This window comes from Mesorhizobium sp. P160219, assembly GCF_057786095.1.
The window spans coordinates 2,000,084-2,013,588 of record NZ_JBYNWG010000001.1 but is presented as its reverse complement, the minus strand read 5'-3'; the positions used below and the strand labels follow the sequence as shown (position 1 = coordinate 2,013,588).

Sequence of the window (13,505 nt, the reverse complement as noted above, 5' to 3'; positions counted from 1 at the left end):
CTGTCACATTGAATGAGCGTTAAGGAAATTCAGGTAGCAGCGCGCCCGGCACTGTAAGTTTCAGCGGCTTGATGCAGCGATAGCTGGCCGGGACGGCTGTCACGCTGTGGCGACACACGCGATTTTGTTCAGATTTGCATGGGAGCGTTACGCAGGTCTCGATGTTGAGCCGATGACAGCGCATTGCAGGGAAAGTGAGCAGGTCGGCAATCGGATCATGGATGGAAACGAACCGCTGAAGCTGGCGTGCCGACTTGAAGCGTTTCATGATCCTTTGGCGTCGTCGGGTCGGCTGGTGCGAATTTTCCGCTCGATTATTCAGGCCTGTGTGCGACCGGTGTTCGACGCCGGGCATGAGGTCGCGCATGGCGGCATCATAGGATCGGAGCTTGTCGGTGATCATGATCCGTGGTGTCCGCCCTTGAGCTTTCAGCAACTTGCGCATCAGACGCTTTGCCGCCTTGGCATTTCGGCGGCTTTGTACCAGCACTTCGAGGACGAAGCCGTCCTGATCGACGGCACGCCAGAGCCACTGCTTCTTGCACTGATAGCCACGACACATTCGTCGAGATGCCATTTGTCGCCCAGGCAGCCGGCTGATATTGATCTCCTGGGCGAAATGCCGTCCGAATTTCTGCGCGCAGCTTCGAACGGTCTGATGCGTGACGATGATGCCGCGGGCCGCCAGCATGTCCTCAACCATGCGCAGGCTGAGCGGAAAGCGAAAGTAGAGCCATACCGCGTGCGCAATGATCTCGGGGGAAAGCGGTGGCGACCATAGAGCGGACCACGAGCAACTTCTGACATGGCCCAATGTAAGCACATCTTCATAAGCTGTCGGTTGACTTTACGGTGCCGCGCCAAGCGAGCAGCATCCGGCCGGCGGGGCCGACCCCGTCTCCCGGCCGTGAGCAGAACGGCATCACGCAGGGGCCGCTTCATCCTCGACGCGGCCAGCCTGCTTTGCCGTTACCGCCGCCGCCGAAAGCGCCAGGCGTTGCCGCCAGGCGCCGGTCCGCCGGCAGCGGTTCGTCTCCACCGATGATCCGATTGCCAACCAATTCCACTTTCCCCCATACCTGCGTAACGCCGCTATGCAAATCTGGACAAAATCGCGTATGTCGCCGCAGCATGACAGCCGTCCCGACCAGCTATCGCTGCATCAAGACGCTGATATCTTTACAGTGCCCGCACGCCTCTCGCGCGCCAACGGCCAGTCGGTGTCGCGAATTGAGGCGCGCTGAAGCCGTCCGGCTCAGCCGATCATGGCGCTTCGGTTGCCGGGTTCGAGGTCGTGGCCTCTGCCGCTGCGCGATTCTAGCAATTGCGCCTTGGAGAGCTCTGCTTCAGCCTCGGCGAGGCATGGCTCGGCTGCGGTTCTCTGCCGCAGAAGGTCCGATTGCGAATTCTTGACGTTGTCACGACGTAGGCGAGCGGCCTTGGCGAACGTCGGATAAGCGAAATGATTGACATCGGAGATGCCGCCCTTCGTTTCCTCGGCGTTTATCTGGAAGTCCAGTTCTCGCGCCATGCGTTCGAAATCGGCAATCATGATGTCTAGCTGGTGCAACTGTCGCCGCTTCTCATTCACCTGAAATTGCTTCAGTCGGACCAGATTACCTCGTGGCTTCATGACTCGGTACTCCGGTACCCATTTCGTCCAATCAAACCGCTCTCTCCCCTTGACGTTAGGCCTACAGCGACTCTCACGTTTTCTGCTGCGAGCGGAACCATATTTTCCAAAATCCTTGGCCGATGGCTATGAGTTCAATGCATCGACAAGCATGCGAGCGGGGGACTTAAGGGGCGGTAAAAAAAGGCGGAATAGGGCGATTTTCACAATGTCTGCATATGAACGCGTTGAGACCTGCGGCGGGCTTGACACACAAGCAATCGTCAAGATTTGCGACATGGACGCCGGGGGGCATGAATACGCCCGCCGTCAGCTACACGCCCCCCGATTTCCGCCGCCTATTATCGCCCACGCGCTCTGGCTTTATTTCCGGTTTCCGCTGAGCCTGCGCCTGGTTGAGGAAATGCTGCTGGAACGCGGCATCGTGGTTTCGTATGAGACAAGTCGCCGGTGGGGCATCTAAGTTCGGGCTGGACTGCGCTCGCTGCTTGCGCCGCAAGCCGCCGTGCCGGAATGATGTCTGGTACCTGAACGAAGTGGTCGTCACCATCGCCCGGCAAAAAGCTTTGGTTGTGGCGCGCCGTCGACCAGGATGGATATGTGCTGGACGAAATCGTGCAAAACCGCCGCAACACCAAGGCCGCCAAGCGCTTGCTGACGCGGCCGTTGAAGAAGCAGGGGCTCGCGCCGAAGCGCATGATCACCGACTAGCTGCGCTCGTATGGAGCGGCAAAGCGACAGGTGATGCCGGACGTCAAGCACCGGTCGCACAAGGGGTTGAACAACGGAGCGGAGAATTCCCATGTGCCGCCGCGAAAACGGGAGCGGATGATGCAGAGGTCCGATCGCCGGGAGGCCTGCAACGCTTCGTCTCGACCTTGTCAGCCCTCCGCAACCTCTTCGTCCCGCCCCAAACGTTCTGCTCTCGCCATACATGTTCATCGCCTCAGCGCGATGGCGCTGGTGATATCACGACGCGTTTGTACCGCTCGACCTACGCCACAGGTGCCGACGCTGTGACGAGCTTCGTCGGTCGCGTGTCGAGTGACGGCACCGGGGACAATTATCGTCGACCGCAGTCCATTGCCCAGACCAAGGCGCTTCTCGGCGTCGGCACGATGGCAAATCGCAGCGTCACGATCTCGGCCGCTGCCCCTTCTGGCGGCGTGGACGGTGATTTCTGGGTGCAGCCGTAATGGCCCTTTACGTCAAAGCCTCCGGGGTCTGGGGGGCGGCTAGCGCCGTATGGGTGAAAATCTCAAGCCTCTGGACCAAGGCTCGACAGGTCTATGTGCGCAGCTCGGGCGTCTGGGAGAAAATGTTCCCGATAGATCTGGTCTTCAATGGCACTCACGAAGACTCGACTGCCACGACCGTTTACACCCACACCAGAATTCCGCTTCTTGTCGCGCCACACGCTAATCGTCGTGTCATCGTGACAACTGACACCGAAAGTGCAGTGACCGTCAACAGTATGACGATTGGGGGTGTGGCTGCCACCCTTCTCGCTCAGGTGGAAAGCATCTTCAATTCTGGTGTGGTCTATCTGTCAGTGTGGTCGGCCCTCGTGCCAACCGGTACGACGGCAACGATCGTGACCACGTATAGTGAGAGCGTGTTCCGTGACTACATGTCGGTCTATACGACCACCAATTGGGATGGTGTGGTGGGCACTGTTGCCTCTGACAACAATTCAACGGGTGGCCTGACAACGACCGTCAGCATTGGTGCCCTGGGCGCAGCGATCGCAATTGCGGGCAACGCCACCAAAGGGGCATCGGCACTGCGACATGGACCGGGCTGACCCAACAGTTCTCAAACACACCAGTCACGAATAGAAACCACAGCGGAGCAATGGCAATAGCTACCGCCGCCCAAGCTGCTCTCACCGTAACCTGTGCCTACAGCACTACTCCAGCACTTGTCGCACTGCTGGTGGTTCCGCGGTGCGCAACTCCTGACTGGCGACGGCGTCGGCGACATGCCTTACGGACTCGTATTGCCAGAGCTTGTAATCGTCGACAAACCAGCCAAGTCGGCTCTCGATCGCCGTAGCAAGCTCGTTATAGTCGAGGCTGTCGAGGCCGAGATCCCGCATTCTGGTTGTCATCGACACCTCTACTTTTTCGGCAACTAGAGCGTTGAGGGTTTTGAGAACCAGTTGTTCAATTTCAAGTAATGTCATCACTAATACAGCCTTTTGCTTGCAGATTCAGGTAATGCAACCCTGATCGGGGCGCAACCCCCAAAACCAGGTGTGCCGTTGAAACATGTTCTTGTCATTGACGATGATGCCGCAATGCGGCGCCTCATCGCCGAGTATCTCACGATGCATGCCCTGAAGGTAACCGCAGTCCACGATAGCAAGCAGTTTGACTATGTTCTTTCACGTGAGCCAGTCGATCTCGTGGTTGTTGACCTTAACCTAGGCCGGGAGGATGGACTTGCGATCGTCCGCAATCTGGCGACAAAATCGGATGTTCCTATCATAGTGATCAGCGGCGACCGGCTTGATGAGGCGGAAAAAGTGGTTGCACTGGAGCTCGGCGCAACCGATTTCATTCCCAAGCCTTTCGGGATGCGCGAATTCCTGGCCCGCATTCGAGTAGCGCTACGCCAGCGCATTTCTAGTCCGCGAACCAGAGAGCAGCGCTCATTTCGCTTTGGGGCCTGGAAGCTCAGCGTGAAGCAGCGGCGACTGATCTGTGCGGAGCGTGGCGAGGTCAAGCTTACCGCATGTGAGTTCAATCTCTTGATCGCATTTCTGGAGAACCCCCGCAACGTGCTATCCAGAGAACGGCTTTTGCTCGCGAGCCGTGTGCGTGGAGAAGAGGTGTACGATCGAAGTATCGATGTCCTAATCATGCGCTTGCGCCGAAAGCTGGAGGCTGATGCGGCCAACCCTCGCCTGGTCAAAACATCCCGTGGCGCAGGCTACTTCTTCAACGCTGACGTAGATGTTAGCTACGGAGGCACGTTGGCCGCGTGACAGTGAGCTATGCTGGAGATTGGGGTGACGAGGCTGATCAAGCCTTCCAACAGTACCAGCCTGATCAATTACGGCGAGAGCTACCGGTCCGGAGATCGCATCAGCGCCTCTGTCGTCAAGAGAGCTGTTCTGCTTGACCCCAGCCATGGAGCTCAACGCCCCGCGTCGGAGCGCTCCCTGCTTCTGAAGGAAGCCACTAGGTCCGCTCGGGCTTGATCGGAGGCTTGGCTGATGGACGTCGTGGTTGCTTCGCTCAGTTGCCGCCCCATGGCGCGGCTTTGCGGATTATCAGTCCTCTGCCTCTTCGCCGGTCTCAACAGCGCTGTGGAATGTTCATTGTTTATGATGACGCCCCCGCTGTTCACGAGGTTGCTCCTGTCAAGTGTACTCGTCAGTCCGTCCTGGGCCTCGCGCTTCTTGCCCAAGTGCCGTTCAAACGGCGCTGGCGCGACTTGTTGAGCTCGAGAGATGGGTCCCTGCTCTCCTGCGTGGCCATGAGCTTGTGCCGCGGTCTGCGCAGCGGCGTCCCCAATGGCACGAGCCTCCATGCCGACTGCGTCTTCCGGACGAGCAGCAAGGGCAATTTCGCGCCCGAGTGCGAACTTCCGGACATGAGTTAGTGCACTGATTTCAGCGGTTTTCATATAGCGCTTGGCATCTTCATCCAGCGACCGCTCGTGAAGCCGATCCGCAATCCCCGGCTTTTTGTTTTCAACCAGGCATTGACTGAAACGTCTAAGAGCAGACCCATAGACCTCAACGGTACGGGGTTTCGGCCCGGTCGGCGCTGCCTCGTACGCTTTGATGAGAGCCGCTGTGTACTCTCTGATGAGCACGGCGTCGGCAGGGTGGGGATTCAGGGCCGGGCGGCCCACCACTGGCGCTCCGCCCGCCCACGTCTTGAGACGACCCAGTGACCCAGCCACGGCCGAGGGGCCGCCACCCCAGATCTCGTACTCCTTGCGATCCCGATCCAGCGACTCCTCGTGAAGCCGATCCGCAATCCCCGGCTTGTTATTTTCAACGAGCCAATGACCAAAGCCGAAAAGAATATCTACATGGCGCTTGACCGTGATCTCCCCGACCTTACCGGCATAGAGTGCTGACCTCAGCCCTTCGACAAGGGTCGCATCGTTGGAATAAAGAGGACCCTTGTCGGGACCGGAGACCACTTTTGGGCGATCTGGCTGCACCGCCGCCGGCACAGAACGAGCATGGTCACGCAACTCGGACGGTGCGGGGGGATTCAGATCAACCACTGACGAATCCGGCGCATGATGATGGCGCGCCGTTGAGTGACCCGGCTGCAGCACCGAGGCACCCAGCATCGACCCACTGCCTCCGGCGTACGGCGCCGCGGCGTGTTCTTGTCCGCTCCCTTGCATCATGGGCTGCGCTTCCCATGGCAATGCACCCACTTGATGGGTGGGGGCCTGCATCAGCACGCGAGCGCCTGAATTGCCGATCTCGCTCAGCTGCGGCTCAGTGGCAACGTCCTGCAGACGACTGTTCGGGGTCCTTTGCCTCTTCGCTGGTCTCAACTCCGCTGTATCATGCTCACGGTTGATGAGGACCTCCTCGCTTGGTAGCTGGTTGCTCCTGTCCTGTGCTGCGATCCGCTCGTCCGGCGCGCGCTGGTCGCCGTCGCGCCAGCTCAGGGGACGAAAGGACCCTGCGGGATCCGAGGCTTGGTGATGGGGCCCAGTTGGCACGAAAGACGATGCCAGTACAGCGTCGTCTTCATTAGCTTTCCCAGGGGGGAGATACTCTGGCCAACTGTATTCCTCCTGCGGCCCGCTGTGCTGCGCAGCGGCGTCCCCCTTGCTCTCAAGACTTTGAAATTTAAATGGGTCCCCGGGAGCAACGTCTGGCGCTGACTGGCCGAGCCGCTTGATCTGCTGGTGAAACGTCCCAACGGGGCTTTCCTTAACCGCGTCTCGGGCCTGTCGGTCCATGAGTTCAAAGTTCGTGAGATTATTTGCCGTTCCGAATGTATCGTCACCCCTGAGGCGGGTTTGTAGTGCCTGCCGATTGACGACGAGGTTGTTGAGGTTCAGGTCATCTGGCTGCGATTGCAATCGCCCAACCAGCGCCCGCGTGCCGTCCACCACGTAAACTCCGCAATCCACCACGTTGCTCTGCTGGGCGATGCGGGATACGCCCACGCGGGTCTCCAGGCTGGCGCCCAGATTTTCTGCGAGCTCTTTTGCAAGCGGGTCATGCCATCCGTTGTAGGAGTCATAATGATAGGCAACCGGCCGTTCCCGGTCGCTGCGATCAACGAACAGCAGCGACCAATGTTTGCCGCGCTCCTCACGAGTCTTACCGGCATCGCTCACTGGCACGAACAGGAAGTCGGCTGTGTCGTTGCCGTTCTTATGGACGATGCGCTGGAATGCGCTTAGCATGACGCTCTTGGAGCCCAAGCGCAGATGATAATTGGCTACGAGGGGATCCACGAACCGCGTCCGGGCGGCGAGATCTGGATTGTTCCCCTGCAACTCCTGCTCCAGGAGTTGGTAATCCCTCTGGATATGTTCGTCGCCTAGCCATTCCAATGCGCCGAGCACCCGCCCGTCTTTAGCTTTCCCAGGGGGCCTCTCTGGCCGACCCAATGCCTCCTGCGGCCCGCTGCGCTGCGCAGCGGCGTCCCCAATGGCACGAGCCTCCATGCCGACTGCGTCTTCCGGACGAGCAGCAAGGGCAATTTCGCGCCCGGGTGCGAACTTCCGGAGATGAGCTAGTGCACTGATCCTCCGGTTAGCACCGGAGTTCACATAGCGCTTGGCATCTTCATCCAGCGACCCCTCGTGAAGCCGATCCGCAATCCCCGGCTTTTTGTTTTCATGCAGGTATTCACTGAAACGTATAAGAGTAGATCCATAGACCTGAATGGTACCGCGATTCGGCCCGGTCGCAGGCGCTTCTTTGTACTCTTTGATGAGAGCCGCTGTGTAATCTCTGATGAGCGCGGCGTCGGCAGGGTAGGGATTCCGGACAGGGCGGTCGACCACTGGCGCTCCGCCCGCCAACGTCTTGAGACGACCCAGTGCTCTAGCCACGATCGAGGGGCCACCCCTGCTCTCGTACTCCGAGGGGCCACCCCTGCTCTCGTACTCCTTGCGATCCTGATCCAGCGACAATTCGTCAAGCCGAGCAGCAAATCCCGGCCTGTTATTGTCAAAGAGCCAACGACCAAAGCCGAGAAGAGAATTTACATGGCGCTTGACCGTGCTCTCCTTGACCTTACCCGCGTAAGCTGACCTCAGCCCTTCGACAACGGTCGCATCGTTGGAATAGAGGGGACCCTTGTCGCGACCGGAGACCCCTATTGGAGGATCTGGCTGCACCGCCGCCGGCACAGAACGAGCATGGTCACGCAACTCGGACGGTGCGGGGGGATTCAGATCAACCACTGACGAATCCGGCGCATGATGATGGCGCGCCGTTGAGTGACCCGGCTGCAGCACCGAGGCACCCAGCATCGACCCACTGCCTCCGGCGTACGGCGCCGCGGCGTGTTCTTGTCCGCTCCCTTGCATCATGGGCTGCGCTTCCCATGGCAATGCACCCACTTGATGGGTGGGGGCCTGCATCAGCACGCGAGCGCCTGAATTGCCGATCTCGCTCAGCTGCGGCTCAGTGGCAACGTCCTGCAGACGACTGTTCGGGGTCCTTTGCCTCTTCGCTGGTCTCAACTCCGCTGTATCATGCTCACGGTTGATGAGGACCTCCTCGCTTGGTAGCTGGTTGCTCCTGTCCTGTGCTGCGATCCGCTCGTCCGGCGCGCGCTGGTCGCCGTCGCGCCAGATCAGGGGACGAAAGGACCCTGCGGGATCCGAGGCTTGGTGATGGGGCCCAGTTGGCACGAAAGGCAATGGCAGAACAGCGTCGTCTTCATTAGCTTTCCCAGGGAGCTCGCGCCCGAGTTCGGACTTCCGGAGATGAGCTAGTGCACTGATCCCACCGGAGTTGTTATAGCGCTTGGCATCTTCATCCAGCGACCCCTCGTGAAGCCGAGCCGCAATCCCCGGCTTTTTGTTTTCAACCAGGTATTCACTGAAACGTCTAGGAGCAGATCCATAGGTCTGAATGGTAGCGGGATTCGGCCCGGTCGGCGCTGCCTTGTACTCTTTGATGGGAGCCGCTGTGTAATCTCTGATGAGCGCGGCGTCGGCAGGGTCGGGATTATTCAGGACAGCGGCGCGGTCCAGCACTGGCGCTCCGCCCGCCCACGTCTTGAGATGACCCACTGCTCTAGCCACGTCCGAGGAGCCACTCTTGCTCTCGTACTCCTTGAGATCCGGATCCAGCGACTCCTCGTGAAGCCGAGCAGCAAATCCCGGCCTGTTATTATCAAAGAGCCAACGACCAAAGCCGAGAAGAGAATTTACATGGCGCTTGACCGTGCTCTCCAATGCTGACCTCAGCCCTTCGACAATGGTCGCATCGTTGGAATAGAGAGGACCCTTGTCGCGACCGGAGACCCCTATTGGAGGATCTGGCTGCACCGCCGGCGGCACAGAACGAGCAGGGTCACGCAACTCGGACGGTGCGGGGGGATTCAGATCAACCACTGACGAATCCGGCGCATCATGATGGCGCGCCGTTGAGTGACCCGGCTGCAGCACCGAGGCACCTAGCCTCGACCCACTGTCTCCGGCGTAGGGCGCCGCGGCGTGTTCTTGTCCGCTCCCTTGCACCATGAGTTGCGCCTCCCATGGCGATGTATCCACTTGAGGGCCGGGATCATGCACTGGTTCGTCCATTTGCTTTTGCAACCGAGCCCACCTTTCGGCCACCGCGGCCTCGCCAACCGCGGAGGGCGTCTCCTCAGCCCTGGCGAACGCTGGCCCGGCAGGCGCCGCCGGCACAGAACGAGCATGGTCACGCAACTCGAACGGTGCGGGGGGATTCAGATCAACCACTGACGAATCGCGCGCCGTTGAGTGACCCGGCTGCAGCACCGAGGCACCCAGCATCGACCCACTGCCTCCGGCGTAGGGCGCCGCGGCGTGTTCTTGTCCGCTCCCTTGCGTCATGAGTTGCGCCTCCCATGGCGATCGTAGAAGGTCCGCGTGCGGAATCGAGTCGAAATATCCCGACAAATCAGCGTCGACCTTCTGCTTTTGCAACCGAGCCCACCTTTCGGCCACCGCGGCCTCGCCAACCGCGGAGGACGTCTCCTCAGCCCTGGCGAACGCTGGCCCGGCAGGCGCCGGCGGCACAGAACGAGCAGGGTCACGCAACTCGGACGGTGAGGGGGGATTCAGATCAACCACTGACGAATCCGGCGCATGATGATGGCGCGCCGTTGAGTGATCCGGCTGCAGCACCGAGGCCCCCAGCATCGACCCACTGCCTCCGGCGTAGGGCGCCGCGGCGTGTTCTTGTCCGCTCCCTTGCACCATGAGTTGCGCCTCCCATGGCGATGTATCCACTTGAGGGCCGGGATCATGCACTGGTTCGTCCATTTGCTTTTGCAACCGAGCCCACCTTGCGGCCTCCGCGGCCTCGCCAACCGCGGAGGGCGTCTCCTCAGCCCTGGCGAACGCTGGCCCGGCAGGCGCCGCCGGCACAGAACGAGCATGGTCACGCAACTCGAACGGTGCGGGGGGATTCAGATCAACCACTGACGAATCGCGCGCCGTTGAGTGACCCGGCTGCAGCACCGAGGCACCCAGCATCGACCCACTGCCTCCGGTATGCGGTGCCAGGTGCTCGTCCCCCAGCATCATGGGCTGCGCCTCCCATGCCAATGCACCCACTTGATGGGTGGGGGCCTGCATCAGCACGCGAGCGCCTGAATTGCCGATCTCGCTCAGCTGCTTAGCTTTCCCAGGGGGCTTCTCTGGCCGACCCAATGCCTTCTGCGGCCCGCTGTGCTGCGCAGCGGCGTCCCCAATGGCACGAGCCTCCATGCCGACTGCGTCTTCCGGACGAGCAGCAAGGGCAATTTCGCGCCCGAGTGCGGCGTACGGCGGGAACTTCCGGAGATGAGCTAGTGCACTGATCCACCGGTTACCACTGGAGTCCAAATAACGCCTGGCATCTTCATCCAGCGACCCCTCGTAAAGCCGAGCCGCAATCCCCGGCCTGTTGTTTTCATGCAGGTATTGACTGAAACGTCTAAGAGTAGCCGCATAGTCCTGAGTGGTTTTGGGATTCGGCCCGGTCGCAGGCGCTCCCTTGTACTCTTTGATGAGAGCCGCTTTGTACTCTTTGATGAGCACGGCGTCGGCAGGGTCGGGATTCAGGGCAGCGCGGCCCACCATTGGCGCTCCGCCCGCCGACTCTTTGAGACGACCCAGTGCTCTAGCCACGTTCGAGGAGCCACTCTCGCGCTGGTACTCCTTGAGATCCTGATCCAGCAACGGATCGTCAAGCCGAGTAGCAAATCCCGGCTTGTTATTATCAAAGAGCCAACGACCAAAGCCGAGAAGAGAATTTACATGGTCCGTGACCGTGCGCTCCCCGACCTTACCGGCATAGAGTGCTGACCGCAGCCCTTCGACAACGGTCGCATCGTTGGAATAAAGAGGACGCTTGTCGCGACCGGAGACCACTACTGGAGGATCTGGCTGCACCGCCGCCGGCACGGGGGAACGAGCATGGTCACGCAACTCGAACGGTGCGGGGGGATTCAGATCAACCACTGACGAATCCGGCGCATGATGATGGCGTGTTTCCCCGGGAACAACGTCCCGTACGAACACCGAGTCTGGGTTGCCTTGGTCCGGCGCGACTGGAGCCAGGGCTCTGTCGTGCAACGCTCGCGCTGACTGGCCGAGCCGCTTGATCCGCTGGTGAAACGTCCCAACGGGGCTTTCCTTAACCGCGTCTCGCGCCTGTCGGTCCATGAGTTCAAAGTTCGTGAGATAATTTGCCGTTCCAGATGTATCGTCACCCATGAGTCGGGTTTGTAGTGCCTGCCGATTGACGACGAGGTTGTTGAGGTTCAGGTCTGGCAGGTCTGGCAGGTCTGGCTGCGATTGCAATCGCCCAACCAGCGCCCGCGTGCCGTCCACCACGTAGACTCCGCAATCCCACTCGTTGCTCTGCTGGGCGATGCGGGGTAAGTCCACGCGGGTCTCCAGGCTGGCGCCCAGCCTTTCTGCGAGGTGTTTTGCAAGCTTGTCATGCCATCCGCTGACGGAGTCATAATGATAGGCAACCGGCCGTTCCCGGTCGCTGCGATCAACGAACAGCAGCGACCAATGTTTGCCGCGCTCCGCAAGAGTCTTACCGCCATCGCTCACTGGCACGAACAGGAAGTCGGCTGTGTCGTTACCGTTCTGATTATGGACGATGCGCTGGAATGCGCTTAGCTTGTCGCTCTCGGAGCCCAAGCGCAGATGATAATTGGCTACGAGGGGATCCACGAACCGCGTCCGGGCGGCGAGTTCTGGATTGTTCCCCTGCAACTCCTGCTCCAGGAGCTGGTAATCCCTGTGGATATGTTCGTCGCCTAGCAATTGCAATGCGCCGAGCACCCGCCCGCTGGGGTCGCCGAAAACACCAAAAAACCCTTCGACCGCGGGGGACATCCCCTCAGGAAAGAGCTCTGGCGAGGCGGAATTCCCCGCCCGCAAGCTGGGCGGAGCGAATTCCGGTGGCCTCAGTGGCACCTCCTCGCTTGGTAGCAGGTTGCTCCTGTCCTGTGCAGCGATCCGCTCGTCCGGCGCGCGCTGGTCGCCGTCGCGCCAGATCAGGGGACGAAAGGACTCTGCGGGATCCGAGGCTTGGTGATGGTGCCCAGTTGGTACGAAAGACGATGGCAGAACAGCGGCGTCTTCATTAGCTTCCCCAGGGAGCTTCTCTGGCCGACCCAATGCCTTCTGCGGCCCGCTGTGCTGCGCAGCGGCGTCCCCAATGGCACGAGCCTCCATGCCGAGTGCGTCTTCCGGACGAGCAGCAAGGGCAATTTCGCGCCCGAGTGCGGCGGACGGCAGGAACTTCCGGAGTTGAGCTAGTGCAATGATCCTCCGGTCACCACTGGAGGCCTTATAGCGCTTGGCATCTTCATCCAGCGACTCCTCGTGAAGCCGAGCCGCAATCCCCGGCTTGTTGTTTTCAACCAGGTATTCACTGAAACGTCTAAGAGTAGCTCCATAGTCGTGAATGGTTTGGCGATTCGGCCCGGTCGCAGGCGCTCCCTTGTACTCTTTGATGAGAGCCGCTTTGTACTCTTTGATGAGCACGGCGTCGGCAGGGTCGGGATTCAGGACAGCGCGGCCCACCATTGGCACTCCGCCCGCCGACTCTCTGAGACGACGCAGTGCCACAGCCACAGTCGAGGAGCCACCACTGCTCTCGTACTCCTTGAGATCTTCATCCAGCGACTCCTCGTGAAGCCGAGCAGCAAATCCCGGCTTGTTATTTTTAAAGAGCCAACGACCAAAGCCGTAAAGAGAATTTACATGGCGCTTGACCGTTTCCTCCTTGGCCTTACCCGCGTAGAGTGACCTCAGCCCTTCGACAACGGTCGCATCGTTGGAATAAAGAGGACGCTTGCAGCCGCGACCGTCGGAGACCACTACTGGAGGATCTGGCTGCACCGCCGCCGGCACGGGGGAACGAGCATGGTCACGCAACTCGAACGGTGCGGAAGGATTCAGATCACCCACTGACGAATCCGGCGCATGATGATGGCGCGCCGTTGAGTGACCCGGCTGCAGCACCGAGGCACCTAGCATCGACCCACTGCCTCCGGCGTACGGCGCCGCGGCGTGTTCTTGTCCGCTCCCTTGCATCATGGGCTGCGCTTCCCATGGGGCCGCGCCTTCGATGAGGCTCAGGTCTCCGTGAGACGGATGAGGATGGAACGGGTCTGGCAGAGCCGGAACGCCGGGGGCGGGAATTTGGGCAGCGGCTTGGCGCGCC

At 60.4% G+C, this 13,505-nt stretch carries 7 protein-coding genes and 2 pseudogenes; 4 read left to right on the top strand and 5 right to left on the bottom strand.

Translation table 11 applies throughout. From position 1 onward, the window contains the following. Positions 1-19 precede the first annotated feature (19 nt). From AC3EMP_RS09740 to AC3EMP_RS09730, 3 genes and pseudogenes are all read right to left on the bottom strand, one after another. Entirely contained in the window at positions 20-703 is a 684-nt protein-coding gene (locus tag AC3EMP_RS09740) for an IS6 family transposase (protein ID WP_352546293.1), read from the bottom strand. Positions 704-857: 154 nt separating this feature from the next. Then, positions 858-1,021: pseudogene (locus AC3EMP_RS09735) on the bottom strand (DUF1403 family protein); the annotation flags it as partial. A gap of 234 nt (positions 1,022-1,255) precedes the next feature. Beyond that, positions 1,256-1,633, bottom strand: a complete 378-nt coding sequence (locus tag AC3EMP_RS09730) for a hypothetical protein (protein ID WP_023693588.1) — start codon at positions 1,631-1,633, stop codon at positions 1,256-1,258. A 293-nt stretch (positions 1,634-1,926) separates the two neighbouring features. Between AC3EMP_RS09730 and AC3EMP_RS09725 the strand changes: the two are divergent. The 3 genes and pseudogenes from AC3EMP_RS09725 (at position 1,927) to AC3EMP_RS09715 (ending at position 3,437) form a co-directional block, all read left to right on the top strand. Then, positions 1,927-2,653, top strand: a pseudogene (locus AC3EMP_RS09725) (IS6 family transposase). Beyond that, a complete protein-coding gene (locus AC3EMP_RS09720; protein WP_031194388.1) occupies positions 2,650-2,829 on the top strand; it encodes a hypothetical protein in 180 nt (59 codons plus the stop codon). The pseudogene AC3EMP_RS09725 and the gene AC3EMP_RS09720 overlap by 4 nt, the downstream one beginning before the upstream one ends. Beyond that, a complete protein-coding gene (locus AC3EMP_RS09715; RefSeq protein ID WP_352546292.1) occupies positions 2,829-3,437 on the top strand; it encodes a hypothetical protein in 609 nt (202 codons plus the stop codon). Before AC3EMP_RS09720 ends, AC3EMP_RS09715 begins: the two co-directional genes overlap by 1 nt. A gap of 105 nt (positions 3,438-3,542) precedes the next feature. Here the strand turns inward: AC3EMP_RS09715 and AC3EMP_RS09710 are convergent, their stop codons facing one another. Further along, positions 3,543-3,818 (bottom strand): acyl carrier protein, encoded by a 276-nt coding sequence (locus tag AC3EMP_RS09710; RefSeq protein ID WP_023679571.1) that lies wholly within the window; start codon positions 3,816-3,818, stop codon positions 3,543-3,545. Between the two features lie 78 nt (positions 3,819-3,896). On the opposite strand from AC3EMP_RS09710, the gene virG reads away from it, so the two are divergent. Beyond that, positions 3,897-4,622 (top strand): two-component system response regulator VirG, encoded by a 726-nt coding sequence (gene virG, locus AC3EMP_RS09705; RefSeq protein ID WP_023685159.1) that lies wholly within the window; start codon positions 3,897-3,899, stop codon positions 4,620-4,622. Between the two features lie 152 nt (positions 4,623-4,774). Here the strand turns inward: virG and AC3EMP_RS09700 are convergent, their stop codons facing one another. Next, positions 4,775-13,249, bottom strand: a complete 8,475-nt coding sequence (locus AC3EMP_RS09700; protein WP_488494608.1) for a Ulp1 family isopeptidase — start codon at positions 13,247-13,249, stop codon at positions 4,775-4,777. Between the last annotated feature and the right edge of the window lie 256 nt (positions 13,250-13,505).